This is a genomic window from Caldimonas sp. (genome assembly GCF_046291045.1).
Lineage (GTDB): Bacteria > Pseudomonadota > Gammaproteobacteria > Burkholderiales > Burkholderiaceae_C > Caldimonas.
On the sequence record NZ_JBKBSL010000010.1, the window covers coordinates 62,596 to 83,359 of the forward strand.

At 67.3% G+C, this 20,764-nt stretch carries 21 protein-coding genes; 11 read left to right on the forward strand and 10 right to left on the reverse strand.

The annotated features are described in order from the left end of the window. The first annotated feature begins 10 nt into the window (after window positions 1-10). Genes nuoN through ACK4ZD_RS05510 form a run of 4 tightly spaced genes read left to right on the forward strand, consistent with a single transcriptional unit; the run spans window position 11 to window position 2,893 of the window. Window positions 11-1,507, forward strand: a complete 1,497-nt coding sequence (nuoN, locus tag ACK4ZD_RS05495; protein ID WP_409659518.1) for an NADH-quinone oxidoreductase subunit NuoN — start codon at window positions 11-13, stop codon at window positions 1,505-1,507. Window positions 1,508-1,532: 25 nt separating this feature from the next. After that, the gene (locus ACK4ZD_RS05500) at window positions 1,533-1,835 is read left to right on the forward strand and encodes a DUF2818 family protein (protein WP_409659519.1); all 303 of its coding nucleotides are present in this window, start codon (window positions 1,533-1,535) and stop codon (window positions 1,833-1,835) included. A 12-nt stretch (window positions 1,836-1,847) separates the two neighbouring features. Further along, on the forward strand, window positions 1,848-2,462 hold the full coding sequence (locus ACK4ZD_RS05505) for an NUDIX domain-containing protein (RefSeq protein WP_409659520.1): 615 nt from the start codon (window positions 1,848-1,850) through the stop codon (window positions 2,460-2,462). After that, complete coding sequence (locus ACK4ZD_RS05510; protein ID WP_409659521.1) at window positions 2,459-2,893, forward strand: DUF1178 family protein; 435 nt, start codon at window positions 2,459-2,461, stop codon at window positions 2,891-2,893. Before ACK4ZD_RS05505 ends, ACK4ZD_RS05510 begins: the two co-directional genes overlap by 4 nt. A gap of 22 nt (window positions 2,894-2,915) precedes the next feature. Here ACK4ZD_RS05510 and ACK4ZD_RS05515 read toward each other — a convergent pair whose 3' ends face one another. Continuing rightward, window positions 2,916-4,322, reverse strand: a complete 1,407-nt coding sequence (locus ACK4ZD_RS05515) for an FAD-binding oxidoreductase (protein ID WP_409659522.1) — start codon at window positions 4,320-4,322, stop codon at window positions 2,916-2,918. Between the two features lie 5 nt (window positions 4,323-4,327). After that, window positions 4,328-4,711 carry a DUF2069 domain-containing protein gene (locus tag ACK4ZD_RS05520; RefSeq protein WP_409659523.1) on the reverse strand — a complete coding sequence of 128 codons (384 nt, stop codon included), beginning with the start codon at window positions 4,709-4,711 and terminating at the stop codon, window positions 4,328-4,330. A 19-nt stretch (window positions 4,712-4,730) separates the two neighbouring features. Here ACK4ZD_RS05520 and ACK4ZD_RS05525 point away from each other — a divergent pair, with 19 nt between their 5' ends. After that, window positions 4,731-5,963 (forward strand): YihY family inner membrane protein, encoded by a 1,233-nt coding sequence (locus ACK4ZD_RS05525; RefSeq protein WP_409659524.1) that lies wholly within the window; start codon window positions 4,731-4,733, stop codon window positions 5,961-5,963. Window positions 5,964-5,969: 6 nt separating this feature from the next. Here the strand turns inward: ACK4ZD_RS05525 and ACK4ZD_RS05530 are convergent, their stop codons facing one another. From ACK4ZD_RS05530 to ACK4ZD_RS05540, 3 genes are read right to left on the reverse strand one after another with little or no spacing between them, the layout of a single operon-like run. Next, on the reverse strand, window positions 5,970-6,305 hold the full coding sequence (locus tag ACK4ZD_RS05530; protein ID WP_409659525.1) for an Mpo1-like protein: 336 nt from the start codon (window positions 6,303-6,305) through the stop codon (window positions 5,970-5,972). Continuing rightward, window positions 6,302-7,132 carry an alpha/beta fold hydrolase gene (locus ACK4ZD_RS05535; RefSeq protein WP_409659526.1) on the reverse strand — a complete coding sequence of 277 codons (831 nt, stop codon included), beginning with the start codon at window positions 7,130-7,132 and terminating at the stop codon, window positions 6,302-6,304. The genes ACK4ZD_RS05530 and ACK4ZD_RS05535 overlap by 4 nt, the downstream gene beginning before the upstream one ends. After that, window positions 7,129-8,436, reverse strand: a complete 1,308-nt coding sequence (locus ACK4ZD_RS05540; RefSeq protein ID WP_409659527.1) for an O-acetylhomoserine aminocarboxypropyltransferase — start codon at window positions 8,434-8,436, stop codon at window positions 7,129-7,131. Before ACK4ZD_RS05540 ends, ACK4ZD_RS05535 begins: the two co-directional genes overlap by 4 nt. A gap of 167 nt (window positions 8,437-8,603) precedes the next feature. On the opposite strand from ACK4ZD_RS05540, the gene ACK4ZD_RS05545 reads away from it, so the two are divergent. The 4 genes from ACK4ZD_RS05545 (at window position 8,604) to ACK4ZD_RS05560 (ending at window position 13,599) form a co-directional block, all read left to right on the forward strand. Next, window positions 8,604-9,062, forward strand: coding sequence for a CBS domain-containing protein (locus tag ACK4ZD_RS05545; RefSeq protein ID WP_409659528.1), 459 nt, complete (start codon window positions 8,604-8,606; stop codon window positions 9,060-9,062). A gap of 114 nt (window positions 9,063-9,176) precedes the next feature. Then, entirely contained in the window at window positions 9,177-10,283 is a 1,107-nt protein-coding gene (gene aroC / locus ACK4ZD_RS05550) for a chorismate synthase (RefSeq protein ID WP_409659529.1), read from the forward strand. 8 nt (window positions 10,284-10,291) lie between these two features. Then, window positions 10,292-11,488, forward strand: coding sequence for an MFS transporter (locus ACK4ZD_RS05555; protein WP_409659530.1), 1,197 nt, complete (start codon window positions 10,292-10,294; stop codon window positions 11,486-11,488). A gap of 230 nt (window positions 11,489-11,718) precedes the next feature. Further along, entirely contained in the window at window positions 11,719-13,599 is a 1,881-nt protein-coding gene (locus ACK4ZD_RS05560; RefSeq protein WP_409659531.1) for a carbohydrate-binding module family 20 domain-containing protein, read from the forward strand. A gap of 25 nt (window positions 13,600-13,624) precedes the next feature. On the opposite strand, the gene ACK4ZD_RS05565 is transcribed toward ACK4ZD_RS05560, so the two are convergent. From ACK4ZD_RS05565 to ACK4ZD_RS05585, 5 genes are all read right to left on the reverse strand, one after another. After that, window positions 13,625-14,833, reverse strand: a complete 1,209-nt coding sequence (locus ACK4ZD_RS05565; RefSeq protein ID WP_409659532.1) for an AGE family epimerase/isomerase — start codon at window positions 14,831-14,833, stop codon at window positions 13,625-13,627. 12 nt (window positions 14,834-14,845) lie between these two features. After that, window positions 14,846-15,913 carry an ABC transporter ATP-binding protein gene (locus ACK4ZD_RS05570; protein ID WP_409659533.1) on the reverse strand — a complete coding sequence of 356 codons (1,068 nt, stop codon included), beginning with the start codon at window positions 15,911-15,913 and terminating at the stop codon, window positions 14,846-14,848. Window positions 15,914-15,918: 5 nt separating this feature from the next. Beyond that, window positions 15,919-16,767 (reverse strand): carbohydrate ABC transporter permease, encoded by an 849-nt coding sequence (locus tag ACK4ZD_RS05575; protein ID WP_409659534.1) that lies wholly within the window; start codon window positions 16,765-16,767, stop codon window positions 15,919-15,921. Then, window positions 16,764-17,654 (reverse strand): carbohydrate ABC transporter permease, encoded by an 891-nt coding sequence (locus ACK4ZD_RS05580; protein WP_409659535.1) that lies wholly within the window; start codon window positions 17,652-17,654, stop codon window positions 16,764-16,766. The genes ACK4ZD_RS05575 and ACK4ZD_RS05580 overlap by 4 nt, the downstream gene beginning before the upstream one ends. Before the next feature lie 79 nt (window positions 17,655-17,733). Further along, on the reverse strand, window positions 17,734-19,014 hold the full coding sequence (locus ACK4ZD_RS05585) for an ABC transporter substrate-binding protein (protein ID WP_409659536.1): 1,281 nt from the start codon (window positions 19,012-19,014) through the stop codon (window positions 17,734-17,736). 237 nt (window positions 19,015-19,251) lie between these two features. On the opposite strand from ACK4ZD_RS05585, the gene ACK4ZD_RS05590 reads away from it, so the two are divergent. Both ACK4ZD_RS05590 and ACK4ZD_RS05595 read left to right on the forward strand, forming a co-directional pair. Further along, window positions 19,252-20,226, forward strand: coding sequence for a Bug family tripartite tricarboxylate transporter substrate binding protein (locus tag ACK4ZD_RS05590; protein WP_409659537.1), 975 nt, complete (start codon window positions 19,252-19,254; stop codon window positions 20,224-20,226). Then, a complete protein-coding gene (locus tag ACK4ZD_RS05595) occupies window positions 20,223-20,717 on the forward strand; it encodes a tripartite tricarboxylate transporter TctB family protein (protein WP_409659538.1) in 495 nt (164 codons plus the stop codon). The genes ACK4ZD_RS05590 and ACK4ZD_RS05595 overlap by 4 nt, the downstream gene beginning before the upstream one ends. The last annotated feature ends 47 nt before the right edge of the window (window positions 20,718-20,764 follow it).

Sequence of the window (20,764 nt, forward strand, 5' to 3'; positions counted from 1 at the left end):
GGCGGTGACAATGAACACGATGAACTGGATCGCCATCTACCCCGAGATCACGCTGCTGGTGCTGACCAGCGTCATCCTCGTGATCGACCTTTTCGTGACGCACCCGCTGCGCCGCCTGACGTATGGCTTGACGCTGGCCACCTTGGCCGTCGTGGGCGCGATGCAGATGGCCTACTTCCTGGGCTACTACCTGGATGGCCAGACCGTCTATGCGATGCAGGGCATGGTCGTCAACGACCCCCTGGGCAACCTGCTGAAGTTCTTTGCGACACTGTCGGTCTTCGTGACGCTGGTCTACGGTCACCTCTACAGCGCCAAGCGCGACATGCTGCGAGGCGGTGAGCTTTTCACCCTCAGCCTGCTGGCCCTGCTGGGCATCATGGTGATGATTTCCGGGAACAACTTCCTGGTGATCTACCTGGGCCTGGAGCTCATGTCGCTGTCGCTGTATGCCCTGGTGGCGCTACGCCGTGACGATCTCGTGGCCACCGAGGCGGCCATGAAGTATTTCGTGCTCGGTGCGCTGGCCAGCGGCTTCCTGCTGTATGGCCTGTCGATGATGTACGGTGCGACCGGGTCGTTGGACATCGACGAGGTCTTCAAGGCCATCGCCGCCGGGCAGTTCAACCGCCAGGTGCTGGTCTTGGGCGTGGTTTTCGTGGTCGCTGGCTTGGCCTTCAAACTGGGCGCAGCACCGTTCCATATGTGGGTGCCCGATGTCTACCAAGGGGCGCCCACGGCGGCGACCCTGCTGATCGCCGGGGCGCCCAAGTTGGCCGCCTTCGGTATCACCGTGCGGCTGCTCATCGACGCGATGCTGGCCCTGGCCGTGGAGTGGCAGCAGATGTTGATCGTGCTGTCGGTGGTGTCCTTGCTGGTGGGCAACCTCGCGGCCATCGCCCAGACCAACCTCAAGCGCATGCTGGCTTACTCCACCATTGCGCAGATGGGTTTCATGCTCCTGGGCCTGGCCAGCGGCGTGGTCAACGGCAACACTCTGTCGGCCGCCAACGCCTACAGCTCGGCGATGTTCTATGTGGTCACGTATGTCATCACGACATTGGGCACCTTCGGCCTGATCCTGCTGCTATCGCGTGAAGGCTTCGAGGCCGAGGAGATCAAGGATCTGAAAGGCTTGAACCAGCGCAGTCCCTGGTATGCCGCGGTGATGGCGATCTTTATGTTCTCACTGGCGGGCATCCCGCCCACGGTGGGTTTCTATGCCAAGCTGGCCGTTCTACAGGCGCTGGTGTCGACGAATGTCGATCTGTACGTCGGTCTGGCCGTGTTTGCGGTGCTACTGTCGCTGGTGGGGGCCTACTACTACCTGCGGGTCGTCAAGGTGATGTACTTCGACGAGGCGCTGGATCGTGCACCGATCCAGGCCAGCCCCGAGGCCCGTGCCGTCCTGTCCGTCAACGGCTTGGCGGTGCTGGTGCTGGGCATCCTGCCCGGGGGATTGATGGCGATGTGCGCCCAGGCCATCGTGCGGGCCTTCTCGGTCTGAGCGGGGCGGGGAGCGCGCGGGGCTCATGGATCAGTCTGCGTCGATCTGGGTGGTCCTGATCGTGGCAGCCGTCGCGGCCAATTTGCCCTTCCTCAGCGAGCGCGTTTTCTTCGTCGGTCCGCCGAGGCATCCGAAGGGGCTGGGATGGCGCTTGCTGGAATGGTTGCTGCTGTTCGGCCTGGTGCTTGGCCTGGGCATGGGCTTGGAGGCCCGCCTGGGACAGCGCCACCCGCAAGGCTGGGAGTTCTATGCGGTGGCCGCCTGCCTGTTCGCAACACTGGCCTTCCCGGGATTCGTCTGGCGCTACCTGCGGCGCCATCGTCCTTGACCGGAGGTGGTCATGAGCCAGCACGAAGACGGTCGTGCACTGCACGAGGCCTGCGTGGAAGCGGGTGTCGCCTACGCGGGGGACTTCCTGAAGGTCCGTCGAGACCGGGTGCGTCTGCCCGATGGGCGGCTCGCACAGCGCGAGTACATTGTGCATCCCGGGGCCGTGATGGTGGTGCCGCTGCTGGATGACGGCCGTTTCGTGCTGGAACGCCAGTTTCGCTACCCGCTCGGTCGGGTGATGATCGAGTTTCCGGCGGGCAAGCTCGACCCCGGCGAGTCGGGTCTGCGATGCGCGATGCGTGAACTGCGCGAGGAGACCGGCTACATGGCCCGTGAATGGGCCCGGGCAGGGGTGCTGCACAATGCGATCGCCTACTCGACCGAGGGCATCGAGGTGTGGTTCGCCCGGGGGCTGACTCCCGGGGCTGCGAGTCTGGACGAAGGCGAGTTCGTGGACGTCTTCGCGGCCGCCCCCCAGGAACTCGACGCCTGGGTGCGCAGCGGAGAGGTCACCGATGCCAAAACCCTGATCGGACTGCTGTGGTGGCAGCACTGGCAGTGCGGACGCTGGTGTCCCGACTGGCTCCCCGTGGACGATACAAATCAGGCATCATCCCCGCCATGAAGGTGTTCGATCTGCGCTGTGCCCAGGGCCACGGCTTCGAAGGCTGGTTCGGCTCGGAGGAAGATTTCCAGTCCCAGCTCGCACGGGGCCTGGTGAGCTGCCCCCTGTGCGGCCACGCCACGATCGAGAAGCTGCCCAGCGCACCCCGCCTGAATCTTGGGGCCGGGGCCCCGCCGGAGGCGCCGGCGAAGGCCGAAGCGACGCCGACGCCGGAGCAGCTCTGGATGCGGGCGGTGCGGCATGTGCTGGAACACACCGAGGATGTCGGCGAGCGCTTTGCCGAGGAGGCCCGGCGCATCCACTATGGGGAGGTGCCCTCGCGCGGCATCCGCGGCCAGACCACACGGGAAGATGCGCAAGCGCTGCGGGAGGAGGGTATCGAGGTGCTGACCCTGCCGCTGCCGGCCGGCCTGAAGGGGCCGGTGCAGTAGGGCCCGGCCGCCGCCCCTGTGCTCACGGGACCAGCAGCCGGCCCGGATTGAACAGACCCTGAGGGTCCAGTGCCCGCTTGATCGCGCGCATCAGACCCAGAGCGACTGGCGACTTGCGTGCTGCCAGTTCCTCGCGCTTGAGCAGGCCCACGCCGTGCTCGGCCGAGATGGACCCGCCATGCGCCGTCACAGCGTCGTAGACGATGCGGTTGACGGTCTTTTCGTGGGCGACCAGGAAATCCCCGCCCGACACGCCGGCCGGCGCCTGCACGTTGTAGTGCAGGTTGCCGTCGCCCAGATGACCGAAATCGACCAGGCGCACACCAGGCAGATGAGCCGCCAGGGCGGCGTCGGTGGAGGCCACGAAGGCCGGGATGCGCGACACCGGCAGGGAGATGTCGTGCTTGATGTTGAGGCCTTCCTCGGCTTGTGCCAGCGGGATGGATTCGCGCAAATGCCACAGAGCCCTGGACTGCTCCAGGCTCTCGGCCACGGCGGCGTCGGTGATGAGGCCGTCCTCGAAGGCCTGTTCGAGCAGGTTCTCGAACTGCGCGCGGGCATGAGCCTCGGATTCGTGGTCGGAGACTTCCATCAACACGGTCCAGGGGGACGGGGGCAGCGGCTGGGGCTGCTGCGGGAAGTGCCGGCGCACCAGGTCGAGCGAAAACTGGTTCATCACCTCGAAGCCGGTGAGACTGGCGGCCAGGTGGGCCTGTGCCCGCTGCAGCAGGCTCACGGCGGCGTCCATCGAGGGCAGGGCAGCCAGTGCGGTCATGCGGGCGGCCGGGCGGGGGTACAGGCGCAGCGTGGCGGCAGTGATGAGACCCAGGGTTCCCTCGCTGCCGATGTAGAGGTCGCGCAGGTCGTAGCCGGTGTTGTCCTTGCGCAGGCCGCTCAGGCCGTCCCAGATCTCGCCGTCGGCCGTCACCACCTCCAGGCCCAGGCAAAGCTCGCGGGCGTTGCCGTAGCGCAGCACCTGGGTGCCGCCAGCGTTGGTGGCCAGGTTGCCGCCGATGGTGCAACTGCCCTCGGCGGCCAGGCTCAGGGGGAACAGGAGACCCTGCGAGGCAGCAGCCTCCTGGACAGCCTGGAGCACGCAGCCGGCCTCGACCGTCATCGTGAGGTTGGCGGTATCGATCTCGCGGATGCGCTGCATCCGCCGGGTGCTCAGCAGCACTTGGCGGCCGCTGTCGTCGGGCACCGAGGCCCCCACCAGGCCGGTGTTGCCGCCCTGGGGCACGAGGCTGGCGCCATGGCCGGCGCAGGCCCGCACCACCGCGGCGACTTCGGCCGCGCTGGCGGGGCGCACCACCGCCAGGGCCTTGCCCCGGTAGCGCTTGCGCCAATCGAGTTCGTAGGCGGAGAGATCGCCGTCGGTGAGCACCTGAGAGGCGCCGACCGCCGCGCGCAGGTCGTCGAGCAGACTCATGGGATTCAGGGGGATGGTGTGGGGGTGGCGGTGCGCGCATGGCGCAGGCGCCAGCGCACATGCAGGGCGCAGGCGGTGAACAGCAGCAGGCACAGCCCCACCTCGATGGCGGCCAGCACCGCGCTGAAGCCGCGGTCGGAGGTGGCACGCACGACGCCTTCGGTGAAGTAGACCCACACCAGCAGGCTCACCCAACGGTAGGTGTACATGCGCCGCTTGAGCAGGCCGGCCAGTGGGATGAACAGCGGCAGCACTTTGAGCACCAACCAAGAGCCGCCCGGACGCAGCGGGGCCAACCAGAGCTCCCAGGCCAGCCCCAGCACGATCAGGCCGATGAGGCTGCCCACGGCCAGGGCGCGTGTAAGGTCGATGCGGTTGCTGTGATCCATCGGTGGCATGATACCGGGCATGAACCTTCCCAAGCAGCTGCCGCTGTCGGCGCGCGAGCGGCTGTCGGCGCTGGTCCGTACCCTGCAGGACTGGCCCTGGCTCGAGACCCTCCGGACCTTGGGCCAGCGTTTCCGCGAGGACCGCCTGGGTCTGACCGCCGGCAGCCTGACCTTCACCACCCTGATCGCCCTGGTGCCGCTGTTCACTGTGACGCTGGCGGTGTTCACGGCATTCCCGATGTTCGCCAGTTTCCAGGCGGCCTTGGAGGCCTACTTCGTCAAGAGCCTGGTGCCCGAGGCGATTGCGAGGCCGGTGCTGCGGGCGCTCACGCGGTTTGCCGCGAATGCCAACCGGCTGGGCACGGCGGGCCTGGTCGTGCTGGTGCTGACGGCCCTGTCGCTGATGCTCACGATCGACCGCACGCTCAACGCCCTGTGGCGGGTGCGCAAGCCGCGGCCCATTGCGCAGCGCGTGCTGGTGTATTGGGCAGCGGCCACGCTGGGCCCCTTGCTGCTGGGGGTGAGCTTGACGCTCACTTCTTATGCGCTGACGGCGTCACGCGGCTTGGTGGGCTCGCTGCCCGCACCGGTGTCCTTCTTTTTCAACGCGCTGGAGTTTCTCCTGATGGCAGGCGCCTTCGCGGGGCTCTTCCGCTACGTGCCCAACACCCATGTGCGCTGGTCTGATGCCTTGGCAGGCGGCTTCTTCGTGGCCACGGGGTTGGAACTGGCCAAGACGCTGCTGGCCTGGTACTTGCGCAGCGTGCCGACTTACTCGGCCTTGTATGGCACCTTCGCCACGGTGCCCATCTTCCTGGTCTGGCTTTACCTGGGCTGGGTCGTGGTGCTGCTGGGGGGGGTGATCGCGGCCTATGCGCCCAGCCTGCGGATGAAGGTGGTGCGTCGCCCGGCCACGCCGGGGCATCGCTTCCACCTGGCGCTGATGGTGCTGCGCGAATTGCAGGCCAGCCGGCTGCAGCCGGCCCATGGGCTGAGCCTGGAAGCGTTGTCGGAGCGACTGCGCACCGACCCGCTGCAGATCGAGCCTTTGCTGGAAAAGCTGCGCGCGCTGGACTGGGTGGGGCGGCTGGACGAGGAGGGGGGCGCACGCCATGTGCTGCTGGCCGAGCCCGAACACACCCTCGCTCAACCCCTGGTGGCCGAGCTGCTGCTCGATCCAGCCCCCGACCTGCGCGGCTTCTGGGACAAGGCCGGCTTTGGCCGGATGACGCTCAAGGACTTGCTGGCATGAGCGCGGTCAGAACTTGATCCTGCCGATCCAGATGTCCTTGTACATGACCCAGTCGCCCATGAAGCTGTAGAGCGGGCGCTTGAACGAGGCGGGCTTGTTCTTCTCGAAGCCGAAGTGGCCGATCCAGGCGAAGCCGTAACCCGCCAGCAGGCCGTAGAGCAGGTACTGTGGCTGGCCGGTGGCCAGCAGCGCTGCCAGGCAGATCAGCGCCAGCGTGGAGCCGACGAAGTGCAGCCGGCGGCAGGTCCGGTTGCTGTGTTCGCTGAGATAGAAGGGGTAGAACTCGGCGAAGCTCTTGAAGCTGCGCGGGTCGACACCCTGCGCTGGCAAGGGGGTGCTCATGACGGAATCCCGGGCGAGGAAAGAAAGCCTTTGAGGGCATTCAACACCCCATCGGGGTTTTCCGTCATCAGGGAATGCCCGGCGCGCAGGGTCTGGACGCGCGCGCGCAGCGCCGCAGCCAGCTCTTTCGTCGCTGCCGGCGGCGTCATCTGGTCTTGGGCCCCGAGCAGCAGCAGGGCAGGGCACCGGATGCGCCGGGCTGCTTCCAGGCCGGCGGCATAGCGGTCGCAGATGGAGAAGTCGATGTGGAAAAGGTTGGCACCGGCATGCTGCCGCGCATGGCGGGCCTGCAACTGCTGCATCAGCGCCAAGTTGCCACCGTGCAGCCAGGTGCCGGGACCAGGTGCCGAGGGCTTGGCAGCCATCGTGCTGATGGAAAAGCTGTTGACCATGCGCATGGCCTTGTGCGGATCCTTGAGCGAGGTCTCCAGCAGCGCCGGCGAGACCTTCATCGGGTAGGCGGTGGCCACCAGCGCGAGGTGAGTGGCGCGTTCGCCCAGGCGGGCGGCGGCTTCCAGCGCGACGAGCGAGCCCATGCTGTGGCCGACCAGGGCCGCGCGCGTCACGCCGGCGGCATCGAGCAGGGCGACGAGCCAGTCGGCGAGCGCCTCGACGCTGTCCAGGGCCGGGCCCGCACTGCGGCCATGACCAGGCAGGTCCACCGCGAGCACGGCATGGCCGTGGTGAGCGAGGTAGCGAGTTTGCAAGGCGAACACGCTGTGGTCGTGCAGGGCGCCGTGAATGAACACGACGCAGGGCAGGGCGGGGTCGAAGGGCTTGCCGCCGGTGTAGGCATAGGCCTCGCGGCCGAGGACCAGCAGTTTCATGCGGCCCTCCCGGCTTTTTCGGCGGCCTTCAGGGCGCGGCTCAGGTCGTCGATGAGGTCGGCCGGGTCTTCCAGGCCGATGGACAGGCGGATGGTGCCCGGCGTGATGCCAGCGCGTGCCAGCGCCGCGTCGTCCATGCGGAAATGGGTGGTGGACGCCGGGTGGATGACCAGCGAGCGGCAGTCACCCACGTTGGCCAGGTGCGAGAACAGGCGCAGGCTTTCGATGAAGCGGCGGCCCTGCTCGCGGCTGCCACGCAGGTTGAAGCTGAAGACGGCGCCGCAGCCCTTGGGCAGCAGGCGCTGGGCCAGTGCATGGCTGGGGTGGCCGGGCAACTCGGGGTAGCCCACCGATTCCACCATGGGGTGCTCGGCCAGGAACTTCACCACCTGGCGGGTGTTGGCGACGTGGCGCTCCATGCGCATCGACAAGGTCTCGATGCCTTGCAGGATGAGCCAGGCCGAGTGCGGGCTCAGGCAGGCGCCGAAGTCGCGCAGGCCCTCGCGGCGTGCGCGCAGCAGGAAGGCTCCGACGCTGCTTTCCTCGGTGAACACCATCTGATGGAAGCCTTCATAGGGCTGGGTGAGTTCGGGGAAGCGCCCGGAGGCTTCCCAGTCGAAACGGCCGCTGTCGACCAGCACACCGCCAATCACCGTGCCGTGGCCGCCCAAGAACTTGGTCGCCGAGTGGTAGACGAGGTCGGCGCCGTGGTCGATGGGGCGCATCAGCACCGGGGTGGTGAAGGTGGAGTCCACCAGCAGCGGGATGCCGTGGTCATGGGCCAGGGCGCTGACGGCGGGAATGTCCAGCACGTCCAGGCCGGGGTTGCCCAGGGTCTCACCGAAGAACAACCGGGTGGTGGGGCGGATGGCGTCGCGCCAGGCGTCCAGGTCGCCCGGGGGCACGAAGGTGGTCTCGATGCCAAAGCGTGCGAGTGTGTAGTGCAGCAGGTTGTGCGAGCCGCCATACAGAGCCGTGCTGGCGACGATGTGCGAACCGGCCCCCATCAGCGTGGCCACTGCCAGGTGCAAGGCGGCCTGCCCACTGGCCGTGGCGATCGCGCCCACACCGCCTTCGAGCGCAGCGATGCGTTCCTCCAGCACGGCTGTGGTGGGGTTGGAGATGCGCGAGTACACATGGCCGGCACGTTCCATGTTGAAGAGCGCAGCGGCGTGGTCGCTGTCGTCGAAGACGAAGGAGGTGCTGAGGTAGATCGGCACCGCGCGCGCGCCGGTGGCCGGGTCTGGCGCACTGCCGGCGTGCAAGGCCAGCGTGTCGAATCCGGGGTCGGAATATCCTGGCATGGTCTCTCCAAAAGTTGTCGTTGCGCACCCGGGGTTGTCCAGGGGGGTGTGACCTGCGGTGGTCCTGGATTGTGGGCTATATTGAAGCCTCGTCCTGCCCGGGTTCTCCGGGGTGGGGCGGCCGATCCCCATGCTTCGACCCAGCCATCGCTTCAAGGAGGCCCGCCATGAAAGTCAGTGACATCCTGCGCGTCAAGGGGGGCACGCTGTTCACGGTATCGCCGGACCAACCCCTGGGCGAGGCGATGAAGACCATGGCCGAGCACGACATCGGTTCGCTGGTGGTGATGGAGCATGGCGAATTGGTGGGCATGCTCACGTTCCGCGAATGCATCCAGGCGGTGGTCGCCAACGGCGGCAGTGTGGGCCGCACGATCGTGCGCACGGTGATGGATCCGGCTCCTCTGACCTGCACGCTGGAAACCGAGATCGACGAGGTCCGGCGGATGATGCTGGGCCGGCATGCGCGCTACATGCCGGTGATGAACCAGCGCACGCTGATGGGCGTGATCTCTTTCTACGACGTGGCCAAGGCAGTGGTGGAGAGCCAGGACTTCGAAAACCGCATGCTCAAGGCTTACATCCGCGACTGGCCAGTGGGCGACGAGCCGGCCCAGGCGTCCTGAAGCCGGCCAGGCCGGCCCTGTGTTTCGCGCAGGCGGCGCGTAAAATCCGCCCATCTTCCACACCCGGAGCCGGCCAGGTCGGCGCGGCTCGGGTTCTTTCCACGCTTGGGTTTCATGTCCGGCAGCACTTTCGGCCAGCTCTTTCGCGTCACCAACTTCGGCGAGTCCCATGGTCCGGCCATCGGCTGTGTGATCGACGGTTGCCCACCGGGGCTGGCCTTGTCCGAGGCGGACATTCAGCCCGACCTGGATCGCCGTCGCCCCGGCACTTCGCGCCACGTGACCCAGCGCAACGAACCCGATGCGGTGGAGATCCTCTCGGGTGTGTACGAAGGGCGGACCACCGGCACGCCGATCTGCCTGCTCATCCGCAACACCGACCATCGCAGCAAGGACTACGGCAACCTCCTGCAAACTTTTCGCCCGGGGCATGCCGACTACACCTACTGGCACAAGTACGGCATCCGCGACCCGCGCGGCGGTGGGCGTTCGTCGGCCCGGCTGACGGCTCCGATGGTGGCTGCCGGGGCTGTGGCCAAAAAGTGGCTGCATCAGCAATACGGCACCACCTTCCGCGGCTGCATGACCCAGCTCGGCGAGATCGAGATCCCGTTCGAATCCTGGGACCACGTGCCCCGCAACCCGTTCTTCGCCGCCAATGCCAGCGTGATCGAGCGGCTGGAGGCGTACATGGATGCGTTGCGCAAGGCGGGCGATTCGGTGGGCGCCCGCCTGCGCGTGGAGGCCAGCGGCGTGCCGGTGGGGCTGGGCGAGCCGCTGTTCGACAAGCTCGACGCCGACATCGCCCACGCGATGATGGGGATCAACGCCGTCAAGGGCGTGGAGATCGGTGCGGGCTTTGGCTGCGTGGCCCAGAAGGGCACCGAGCACGGCGATGAACTCACGCCCGAGGGCTTTCGCAGCAACAATGCCGGCGGCGTGCTGGGCGGCATCAGCACCGGGCAGGATCTGGTGGTGCATCTCGCGATCAAGCCCACCAGTTCGATCCGCACGCCGCGCCAATCGATCGACCTGGCGGGCCAGCCGGCCACGGTGGAAACCTTCGGCCGGCATGACCCCTGCGTGGGCATCCGTGCCACGCCGATTGCCGAGGCCATGCTGGCCCTGGTGGTGATGGATCATGCACTGCGCCACCGAGCTCAGTGCGGCGACGTGGCGGTGTCCACGCCGAAGATCCCGGCCCGCGCACCGCAGGACTGAGGGCGCCCGTGGCGGCTCCCGCCGGTGTCCCCGCGCCTGCGCAGGGCCTGTGGAGCTTTGCCGCACTGGCGGCGGTGTATTTCGGCTTCATCGGCTACTTCAACCCTTACCTGCCGCTGTGGCTGAAGGAGCTGGGCTTTGGCTCGCTGGCGATCGGCGCGCTCACTGCAGTACAGAGTCTCACCCGCGTGATCGCTCCCTACAGCTGGGGTTGGCTGTCCGACCACACCGGCCGACGCACCGGGCTGATGCGTTGGGCCGCCAGCCTGGGCCTGACCAGCAGCCTGGGCCTGCTGCTGATGCCCCAATGGGTGTCGCCCACCGTCGGGGTCGTCGGGGTGGTGCTCTTCCTGATGTTCTTCAACACCAGTGCGATGATGCCGATGGCCGAAGCGGCCCTGGCCCAGCGGGTGACGTCCCAGGCCGGACTGGACGTCAACCGCTACGGCCGCGTGCGGGTGTGGGGGTCGGTGGGTTTCATCGTCACGGTACTGGTCTTCGGTGTCGTCTTCGATCGCTTCGGCCTGTCGTGGTTTGCGGCGGGCACGGTGGCGCTGCTTGCGGCCCTGGTGGCCGTGTGCTGGCGGCTGCCAGCCGGCGACGACGCAGCGTCGGTCGACAGCCCGGCTCCGGCGTTGGCGCCCGTGCTGGCGAGGCCGGCGGTGCGCTGGTTCTTCGTCTCGGTCTTCTTCATGATCCTGGCGCACGTCGCGCTGTACGCCTTCTTCTCGCTGTACCTGGACGCCCTGGGTCACAGCAAGCGCGTGGTGGGGGTGCTGTGGGCCGTGTCAGTGGCAGTGGAGATCGCCTGGTTCCTGCTGCAGGGGCGCTGGCTGGCACGCTGGCCGCTGTCGGCCTGGATGGTCCTGGTGTGCGTGGTGGCGGCGCTGCGCTTCGGTGCCACCGCAGCGTTCGGAACCAGCCTGGTCGTGCTCGTGCTGGCGCAGGTCAGCCATGCGCTCACGTTTGCGACCCATCACACGGTGTGCGTCGCCTTCATCAACCGGCACTTCGCCGACCGCCTGCGCGGGCGCGGCCAGGCGCTGTACTCGGTGCTGGGCTACGGGCTGCCGGGCGTGCTGGGCGGCGTTGCGGGCGGGGCGCTGGGAGGTGCCTGGGGCTGGGCCTCGGTGTTCTGGGCGGCCGCGCTTGCAGCCTTGCTGGCCGCTTTGGCGGCCTGGCGGGTGGCACGGATCGAGGCTTGAGCCGCACGCGGCACTGCTGGCAATTCGTGAAGCTTCGGCGCACGACATGCTGCCGGTGACGGCACGGCCGTGTAGTGCGCGTAGTTCTTACAAAAAAGTCCGATGTAACGCTGGCGTACCAGGGCTCGACCTCTGGCACACACGGGCCGGGCTTCCTATGCTGCGGCCCGTTCCCCAACCGAGGCCGGCGGCACCGGCCGACACCCCATCCAGCACCGCAGGAGACATCGATGCTGCAGCTTTTCCCATGGCCGCCGCGCTGGCGGCGCGCGGCCCGGCAGGGCCTGGCCGCCCTGGCGTTGGCCGCCACGGCCCTGGGCCCCTCGACCGCCCAGGCCCAGAGCACCCCACGCACGGCTTTCGTGCATCTGTTCGAATGGAAGTGGACCGACATCGCGCGCGAGTGCGAGACCTTCCTCGGGCCCAAGGGGTTCGCGGCGGTGCAGGTGTCGCCCCCGAACGAGCACAACTGGGTGACCAGCGGTGACGGTGCGCCCTATCCGTGGTGGATGCGCTACCAGCCGGTGAGCTACAGCCTGGACCGCAGCCGCAGCGGCACGCGCGCCGAGTTCCAGGACATGGTCAACCGCTGCAACGCCGTGGGCGTGAGCATTTATGTGGACGCCGTGATCAACCACATGTCCGGCGGCACGGGTGGCACCTCGAGCGCTGGGCGCAGCTGGAGCTATCACAACTACCCCGGGCTCTATGGTCCCAATGACTTCCACCAGCCGGTGTGCTCCATCACCAACTACGGGGATGCGAACAACGTGCAGCGTTGCGAGCTTTCGGGCCTGCAAGACCTGAACACCGGCAGCACCTACGTGCGCGGCAAGATCGCCGACTACCTGGTGGGCCTGGTCAACATGGGGGTCAAGGGCTTCCGTGTGGATGCGGCCAAGCACATCAGCCCGACCGATCTGGGCGCGATCATCGATGCGGTCAACAGCCGCACCGGCACGAACCGGCCCTTCTGGTTCCTGGAGGTGATCGGCGCGGCCGGCGAGGCCGTGCAGCCGAACCAGTATTTTTCGCTCGGCGGCGGCCAGGTCACCGTGACCGAGTTCAACTATGGTAAGCAGATCTTCGGGAAGTTCGCCGGCGGGGGCCGCCTGGCCGAGCTGCGCAGCTTCGGCGAAACCTGGGGCCTGATGCCCAGCAGCAAAGCGATTGCTTTCATCGACAACCACGACAAGCAGCGGGGTCATGGCGGCGGCGGCAACTATCTCACCTACCACCATGGCTCGACCTACGACCTGGCCAACATCTTCATGCTGGCCTGGCCCTATGGCTACCCGGCGCTGATGTCGAGCTATGCCTTCAACCGCAGCACGGCCTACGACACGAGCTTCGGCCCGCCGCATTACAGCGGCGGGGCCACCCGTGGCCCCTGGGACGGCGGCGTGAGCCAGCCGGCCTGCTTCAACCAGAGCATCGGTGGCTGGGTGTGCGAGCATCGCTGGCGCGGCATCGCCAACATGGTGGCCTTCCGCAACGCCACGCTGTCGAGCTGGACCGTGACCGACTGGTGGGACAACGGCAACAACCAGATCGCCTTCGGCCGCGGCGACAAGGGTTTCGTGGTCATCAATCGCGAAGGCGCGGCGCTGACGCGCAACTTCAAGACCAGCCTGCCGGCCGGCCAGTATTGCGATGTCATCTCGGGCGACTTCAGCAATGGTCAGTGCTCAGGCAACGTGGTGACGGTGGATGCCGGTGGCTACGTGACGCTGACGGCCGCTCCGAATGGAGCCGCGGCCATCCATGTGGGGGCTCGCGTGGGAGGCAGTGCTCAGCCGCCGCAGACGGCTTCGGTCACGTTCAACGTGACGGCCGATACCGTGTGGGGACAAAACCTGTTCGTCGTGGGCCACCACAGTGCCTTGGGCAGTTGGTCGCCGGCCGCGGCCAAGCCCATGACCTGGATCTCCGGCTCGGGCACGCGCGGCAACTGGCGCACGGTGCTGAACCTGCCGGCCAACACCATCTACCAGTACAAGTTCATCAAGAAGGACGGGGCCGGCAACGTGGTGTGGGAGGGCGGCAGCAATCGCATCGTGACCACACCCTCGGGGGGGGGCTCGGTGAGCACCGGTGGCCCCTGGCAATAGCCGGGCAGCCGCGGGGGCGACTCCGTCAGGGGGTCACCACCCGCAGCATCTCGTAGCAGTTGCCCAGGGTGTGGTAGTCCAGCCGGCCCACGGGGGTCTTCTCCTCGCCCAGACGGCGGTTGTCGCGGGTGAGCGTGTGGTACCAGGCACCGTGCTCGTGGTCGATGAAGTAGTCCCAGCAGTAGGACCATAGCCGGTCGTACCACCGCCAGTAGGTCTCCAGCCCGGTGCGGTGTCCGAGCAGGGCCGCCGCGGTGGCCGTCTCGGACTGCACCCAAAAGGCCTTGCGGTCGTCGCACACCGTGCCATCGGGCGCCATGCGATTGAAGAGGCCGCGGGCCTCTTCGTCCCAGCCATGGGCGACGGTGAAGTCGAACAAGGCCTGGGCGCGAGGCAGCAGCCAGGGGGCGGGGCGCAGTCGGTCGAGGACGAGCAGCAGCTTGGCCCACTCGGCCTGGTGGCCGAACTGGTAGCCCCAGGGACGAAAGATCTCGTCGGGCCGGTCCCGGTGGTAGGTCCAGTCGGGCGTCCAGTCTGCGTGGTAGTGCTCCCAGATGTGACCGTCGGTTTGGTCGGCCAGGTCCACCGTGACGCGGCGCGCGATCCGCTCTGCACGGTCGAGATAAAGGGTCTCCCCAGTGGCCTCGAAGGCCCCCAGCAGAGCCTCGAAAACATGCATGTTGGCATTCTGGCCGCGATAGGGCCCCCAGCCCCCTTCGGCCAGTTCGTCGGCATACAGGCCCTGGGACTCGTCCCAGAAGAGGGTGTTCAGCGTCTGCCAGGTTTCGGTGAGCCACTGCCGGGCCTCGGTCACGCCGGCCTTGAGTGCGTGCGCGTAGGCCAGCATCACGAAGCCCAAGCCGTAGGCGTACTGGGCGGCATCTTCCACCACGTGTTCACGGCTGCCGTCGGGGCGGTCCTCGACACGCAGCATCCAGGCGTAGCGGCCGGTGGCTGGGTCGAGGTGGGCTTCGCGCAAAAAGGCCAGACCATGGCGCACGGCGTCGAGGTAAGTGGGCGCGCGGAAATGCCGGTGAGCCTGGGCATAGTTGTAGATCAGCCGGGTGCTGTTGACGAGGTGGCGGTGTTGGGTGTCGTAAGCCGTACCGTCGTCGAGGAAGAAATGGAAAAAGCCACCTCGCCGGTCAATGCAGCGCGGGTGGTAGAAGGCCATGGTGTGAAAGATGTGCTCTTTCAGAAAAGCTGGGGAGCGGTAGTGCGGGAAGACATGCATGGAATGAGGGTATCAGGCAATGCGCTGCTGTGTCATCCCGTCAAAGAGATGGCATTGTTCGGCAGACCAATCCAGGTGGACACGCTCGCCGATGCGTTGATGAACCTGACCAGGCACGCGGACGGTCAGGCGACCCAAGGGGGTGTCGACCAAGGCATAGGTTTCTGGGCCCGTGGGCTCGACCATCCAAAGTTCTCCAGGCAGGCCCTGATCGGCAAACCGTAGCGCCTCGGGGCGCAGGCCGTAGACCAACGCATGACCGCTGAAAGACTGAAGGGATTGGCGATGTGCGGGCGTCAGAGACAAGCGCACACCATGGGCTTGGAGCTGGTCGATGCCCTCACGCGAGCACTCGATGAAGTTCATCGCCGGCGAGCCGATGAACTCGGCGACGAAGCGGTTGGCCGGGCGGCTGTAGATGTCGTCCGGGGTGCCGAACTGCTGGACCTGTCCGTCCTTCATCACCGCGATGCGGTCGCCCAGCGTCATGGCCTCGACCTGGTCGTGCGTGACGTAGACCGTGGTGGTGCGGGTGCGCTGGTGCAGCAGCTTGATCTCGGCGCGCATCTCCACGCGCAGCTTGGCGTCCAGGTTCGACAGCGGCTCGTCGAAGAGGAAGAGCTTGGGGTTGCGCGCCAGGGCCCGGCCCATGGCCACACGCTGGCGCTGGCCGCCCGAAAGCGCAGCCGGCTTGCGCTCGAGCAGGTGCTCGATCTGCAGCATCTTGGCCACACGCGCAATGGCGGCTTCGCGCTCGGCCTTGGGCACCTTGCGCATTTCCAGCGCAAAGCCGATGTTCTCGGCCACCGTCATGTTGGGATAGAGCGCATAGCTCTGGAACACCATCGCGATGTCGCGGTCCTTGGGCAGGGCATGCGTGACGTCGTGGTCACCGATGTGGATGCTGCCCAAGGTGGGATGGTCCAGGCCGGCGATCATGGCCAGCAACGTGGACTTGCCACAGCCCGAGGGGCCGACGAGGATGAGGAATTCGCCGGCATCGACCTCGAGGTCGATGCCTTTGAGGATTTCCACAGAGTGGTAAGCCTTGCGGACCTGACGGATGGAGAGGGCTCCCATGGGATTCAACCTTTCACGGCGCCGGCGGTGAGGCCGCGCACGAAGTACTTGCCGGCAATGATGTAGACGGCCAGCGTGGGCAGAGCAGCGATCATGGCCGCAGCCATGTCAACGTTGTATTCCTTGACGTTGGCGGTGGTGTTGGCCAGATTGTTCAGGCCCACCGTGACGGGCTTGGCTTCGGCGCCGGTGAACACCACGCCATAGAGGAAGTCGTTCCAGATCTGGGTGAACTGCCAAATCAGCGTGACGACCAGAATGGGCGTGGACAGCGGCAGCACGATGCGCCAGAAGATGCGCCAGAAGCCGGCCCCGTCGATCATGGCGGCCTTTACCAGCTCGTCGGGCAGGCCGACGTAGTAGTTGCGGAAGAAGAGGGTGGTGGAGGGCAGGCCGGCCAGCACATGCACCAGCACCAGGCCCCACACCGAGGTGGACAGGCCCAGCCAGCCCAGCACCTGCGACATCGGCAGCAGCACCACCTGCATGGGCATGAACACGCCGAAGAGCATCAGCCCGAAGACGAGCTCGCTGCCGCGGAAGCGCCACTTGCTCAGCACGTAGCCGTTGAGCGCGCCCAGCACGGTGGAGATGAGCACGGCAGGCACCACCATGGCGATGGAGTTCATGAAGAAGGGCCGGAGCCCGCCGCAGTCGGTGCCCGTGCAGGCGCTCGACCAGGCCTTAGACCAGGCGGCCAGGCTGGGGTCGGATGGCAGATCGAGCAGGCCGCCGGCGCGGATCTGGTCCATGTCCTTCAGCGAGGTGACCACCATCACGTACAGCGGCGCGAGGAAGAGGGCGGCGAAAACGGCCAGCGCGCCCAGGAGGAGGAAACGGTGCAGGTGCTTCATGCCGGCTTCCTCGTGCGCAGCTCGCTGTAGAGATAGGGAACGACGATGGCCGCGACAGTGGCCAGCATCATGGTGGCCGATGCGGCCCCGAGGCCGATCTGGCCGCGGGTGAAGGCCATCGTGTACATGAAGGTGGCGGGCACGTCGCTGGCGAAGCCGGGGCCGCCGGCGGTGAGCGCCATCACCAGGTCGAAGCTCTTGATGGCGATGTGCGAGAGCACCAGCAGCGTGCTGAAGAAGACCGGCCGCAGGCTGGGGATGAGGATACGCCAGTAGATGCGCGGCAGGCTGGCGCCGTCGAGCTGGGCGGCCTTGACGATGCTGTCGTCGATGCCGCGCAGACCGGCGAGGAAGAGTGCCATCACGAAGCCGGCCGACTGCCACACGCCGGCGATCACCACTGTGTAGATGGCTCGGTCGGGGTTGATGAGCCAGTCGAACCGGAAGCCCTCGAAGCCCCACTGGTGCATGAGATGTTCCAGGCCCAGGCCCGGGTTGAGGATCCACTTCCAGGCCGTGCCGGTGACGATGAAGCTCAGCGCCATCGGGTAGAGGAAGACGGTGCGCAACGCGCCTTCGGCACGCACCTTCTGATCGAGCAAGATGGCCAGCAGCAGGCCCAGGGCCATCGACAGTCCAATGAAGAGGACTCCGAAGATGCCGAGATTGCGCATGGCCACCCACCAGCGTTCGCTGGCGAAGAGCGTGGCGTACTGCTCCAGGCCGACGAACTCGTAGTTGGGCAGCAGCCGCGAGGCCGACAGCGAGAGGTAGCCGTTCCAGGCGATGAAGCCGTAGATGAAGACCATCGACAGCACGAAGGACGGTGCGAGCACCAGCCGCGGCAGCCAGGGCTGGCGCGGCCGCAAGGTGGGGGAGGAGGTCATGCGGGGTCCGTCGGGAACATCAGGGGGCTGCCGCGGCTGAGGGGCCGCGGCAGCCGGCGCTCCAGGCGCCGGGGCAGGGTCACTGGGCGCGGGCGGCCGCGGCGATGCGCTCCATTGCGTCCTTGGCGCTCATGCGGTCGCTGTTCCAGAACTGCGAGACCGCGTCCTTGATCGCGCCTTCGGCGGCCGAGGGCACGGCCATGCCGTGGGCGATGGACGGCACCAGGGAGCCGGCCTTGGCCGAGGCGACGAAGTCACGGGCCGAGAGCTTGGCACAGTCGTCGAACTTGGAGAGGTCCATGTTCAGGCGCACCGGGATGGAACCCTTATTGAGGTTGAACACCTCCTGGAACTCGGCGGAAACGAGGGCGGCGGCCAGATCCTTCTGTGCCTTGACGTTGGCTTCGTTCTTGATCTTGAACATCGCGAAGCTGTCGACGTTGTAGGTGAAGGCCTGGGCGGTGCCGGGGGCGGCCGCGCAGACGAAGTCCTTGCCCGGTACCTTGCCGGCGGCGATGAACTCGCCCTTGGCCCAGTCGCCCATCAGCTGCATGCCGGCCTGGCCGTTGATGACCATCGCGGTGGCCAGGTTCCAGTCGCGCCCTGGGGCGTTGCGATCGGTGTAGTCCTTGATGCGCTTGAAGGTGGTGAGCACCTTCTCCATCGTCGGGCTCTTGAGCGTGGCCTGGTCGAGCTGCACCAGGGCCTTCTTGTAGAAGTCCACCCCGCCCACACCCAGCGCCACCGATTCGAAGGTGGTGAAGTCCTGCCAGTTCTGACCGCCATGGGCCACCGGGATCACGCCGGCCTTCTTGAGGGCCTCGGCGGCGGTGAAGAACTCGTCCCAGGTGCTGGGCAGCTTCACGCCGGCCTTGGCCAGCACGGCCGGGTTGGCCCAGATCCAGTTCACGCGGTGCACGTTCACAGGTGCGGCCACGTAGCTGCCCTTGTACTTCAAGCCATCGGCGATGGGCTTGGGCAGCAGGGCGTCCCAGTTGTGGGCCTTGGCCACGTCGTCGATGTTGGCCAGCACGCCCTCGCGCGCCCATTCCTGGATGGACGGGCCTTTGATCTGGGCGGCGGCCGGCGCATTGCCCGAGACGACGCGCGACTTCAGCACGGTCATCGCCGAGTCGCCGCCACCGCCGGCCACGGCGAAATCGCGCCAGGTGTGCCCCAGCTTGAGCATCTGGCCTTTCAGGGCGGTGGCAGCCTTGGCTTCGCCGCCAGAAGTCCACCAATGCAGCACTTCCACTTCGCCCGCGGTGGCGGTCGCGCCCAGGCCCAGGGCGGCACTGGCCACCAGGGCCTGCAAGGGGCGGCGCACGAGGCGGCGGGGGGTGGGACGGGTCAGGGTCATGTCCTTGCTCCTCAAATGATGGATTTGCACGTTCCGCTCAGGGAGAGGGATGGCAGAGCGATGTTAAGAAAAAATTAAAGAAACATCCATACAACATTAATGAGGGATTACCCGGGTTGGCCGCGGATCGCACCCCCGCAGAAACGCTGATGCCGCCATGCGGGCCTGCGCTTACGCTCGGCGGGTACTGGCGGATCGCCGCCGTGACGTTTCATCCACAGTCTTCCGGAGATGCCCATGAATCCGAATCGCCGTCGAGTGATCCTGGCCGCCGGTCTGGCGCCGGCCCTGGGGGGGTTGGCGCCGCTGGCCTGGGCGCAGCAGGCCTTCGAATCGATCCTGATGTTCGTGCCGGCCGCGCCCGGGGGCGGCTGGGACGGCACGGCCCGGGCCATCGAGGCGGCCTGCAAGGCGGCCGGCCTGGTGGGCAGCTTCCAGTTCGAGAACGTCGGCGGTGCCGCCGGCATGGTGGGCTTGCCGCGCTTCGTGAACCAGCGCCGGGGGCAGGGCAACGCGATGATGGTCGGTGGCTCGGTGATGGTGGGAGGGGGCATCGCCAACAAGAGTCCGGTCACGATCAAGGATGTCACGCCGTTGGCAAGGCTAACGGAGGAGGCCGGCGTCATCGTGGTGCCCGCCAGCAGCCCGCACAGGACCTGGAAGGATCTGGAAAACGCCCTGCGCGCGGACCCGAAGGCCGTGAGCGTGGCCGGCGGTTCCTCGGGCGGGACGGACCACCTGCTGCTGGGGCTCATCCTGCGCGCCCTGGGCAAGAACCCGCGCGAGGCGGCCTATGTGGCCTTCGCCGGCGGCGGCCCGGCCACGGCGGCGGTGCTGGGGGCCCAGGTGGTGGCCGGGATCTCGGGCTATTCCGAGTTCGCCGAGCACATCCGCAGCGGACGCCTGCGAGCCCTGGCGGTGTCGGGCAGCACCCGCATCCCGGGCGTGGACGTGCCCACGCTGAAGGAGCAGGGCCTGGATGTGACGGCCGCCAACTGGCGCGGCGTGTTCGGGGCCCCCGGCATCTCAACGGCCCAGCGCCAGGCGCTGATCGACCTGCTCACACGCATGCACGCCTCGCCGGCCTGGAAGGAGGTGCTCGAGCAGCGCAAATGGACCGATGTCTTCCTTGCCGGTGATGCGTTTGCGCAGATGCTGGCAGCGGACATCGCGGCCACCGAGGCGGTGATGAAGGACCTGGGCCTGGCATGACGGGGCCGCTGCGCCGGCGTGCCGGCCCGGTGTGCATGGGCCTGGCGCTGTTGGCCCTGGTGGCGCTGGCGGCCTGGCAGGTCGGGTTGATCCCCGAGCCGCCCGTGTTTGCGGCGGTGGGCCCCGCAGTGATGCCGCGGATCCTGGTGGCGGCGCTGGCGGGGCTGTCGGTCCTGTACCTCGCCATGAGCGTGCTGGGCCGCAGCAGCGATGCGAGGCTGGACGAGCACGAATCGCCCCTGCCGGGCCGGCAAGGGCGAGTCGCCTGGATGATTACCGGCCTGGCGGCCCTGCTGGGCCTGACACCGGTGCTGGGCATCGGGCTGGCAGGGGTGATCGCCTTCGTGAGCATCGCACGGGCCTTCGACAGCGGGCGCTGGGGCCGTGACCTCCTCGTCGGGGCGATCGTCTCCTTCGCGGTGTGGGGTTTGTTCGACCGGCTGCTGGGTGTCCAGCTCGGCCGCTTCGCGAGCTTCCTGCCCTGGCCCTGAGCGCGAGCGTCCGCCCTGTGCCCATGCCTTTCCCCTCTCCTGCCTTC

Bases quoted from the DNA above. Each gene is read 5' to 3' on its own strand.
- nuoN (WP_409659518.1), top strand. From the start codon at position 11: ATGAACACGATGAACTGGATCGCCATCTACCCCGAGATCACGCTGCTG.
- ACK4ZD_RS05500 (WP_409659519.1), top strand. From the start codon at position 1,533: ATGGATCAGTCTGCGTCGATCTGGGTGGTCCTGATCGTGGCAGCCGTC.
- ACK4ZD_RS05505 (WP_409659520.1), top strand. From the start codon at position 1,848: ATGAGCCAGCACGAAGACGGTCGTGCACTGCACGAGGCCTGCGTGGAA.
- ACK4ZD_RS05510 (WP_409659521.1), top strand. From the start codon at position 2,459: ATGAAGGTGTTCGATCTGCGCTGTGCCCAGGGCCACGGCTTCGAAGGC.
- ACK4ZD_RS05515 (WP_409659522.1), bottom strand. From the start codon at position 4,322: ATGAGTCTGCTCGACGACCTGCGCGCGGCGGTCGGCGCCTCTCAGGTG.
- ACK4ZD_RS05520 (WP_409659523.1), bottom strand. From the start codon at position 4,711: ATGGATCACAGCAACCGCATCGACCTTACACGCGCCCTGGCCGTGGGC.
- ACK4ZD_RS05525 (WP_409659524.1), top strand. From the start codon at position 4,731: ATGAACCTTCCCAAGCAGCTGCCGCTGTCGGCGCGCGAGCGGCTGTCG.
- ACK4ZD_RS05530 (WP_409659525.1), bottom strand. From the start codon at position 6,305: ATGAGCACCCCCTTGCCAGCGCAGGGTGTCGACCCGCGCAGCTTCAAG.
- ACK4ZD_RS05535 (WP_409659526.1), bottom strand. From the start codon at position 7,132: ATGAAACTGCTGGTCCTCGGCCGCGAGGCCTATGCCTACACCGGCGGC.
- ACK4ZD_RS05540 (WP_409659527.1), bottom strand. From the start codon at position 8,436: ATGCCAGGATATTCCGACCCCGGATTCGACACGCTGGCCTTGCACGCC.
- ACK4ZD_RS05545 (WP_409659528.1), top strand. From the start codon at position 8,604: ATGAAAGTCAGTGACATCCTGCGCGTCAAGGGGGGCACGCTGTTCACG.
- aroC (WP_409659529.1), top strand. From the start codon at position 9,177: ATGTCCGGCAGCACTTTCGGCCAGCTCTTTCGCGTCACCAACTTCGGC.
- ACK4ZD_RS05560 (WP_409659531.1), top strand. From the start codon at position 11,719: ATGCTGCAGCTTTTCCCATGGCCGCCGCGCTGGCGGCGCGCGGCCCGG.
- ACK4ZD_RS05565 (WP_409659532.1), bottom strand. From the start codon at position 14,833: ATGCATGTCTTCCCGCACTACCGCTCCCCAGCTTTTCTGAAAGAGCAC.
- ACK4ZD_RS05570 (WP_409659533.1), bottom strand. From the start codon at position 15,913: ATGGGAGCCCTCTCCATCCGTCAGGTCCGCAAGGCTTACCACTCTGTG.
- ACK4ZD_RS05575 (WP_409659534.1), bottom strand. From the start codon at position 16,767: ATGAAGCACCTGCACCGTTTCCTCCTCCTGGGCGCGCTGGCCGTTTTC.
- ACK4ZD_RS05580 (WP_409659535.1), bottom strand. From the start codon at position 17,654: ATGACCTCCTCCCCCACCTTGCGGCCGCGCCAGCCCTGGCTGCCGCGG.
- ACK4ZD_RS05585 (WP_409659536.1), bottom strand. From the start codon at position 19,014: ATGACCCTGACCCGTCCCACCCCCCGCCGCCTCGTGCGCCGCCCCTTG.
- ACK4ZD_RS05590 (WP_409659537.1), top strand. From the start codon at position 19,252: ATGAATCCGAATCGCCGTCGAGTGATCCTGGCCGCCGGTCTGGCGCCG.
- ACK4ZD_RS05595 (WP_409659538.1), top strand. From the start codon at position 20,223: ATGACGGGGCCGCTGCGCCGGCGTGCCGGCCCGGTGTGCATGGGCCTG.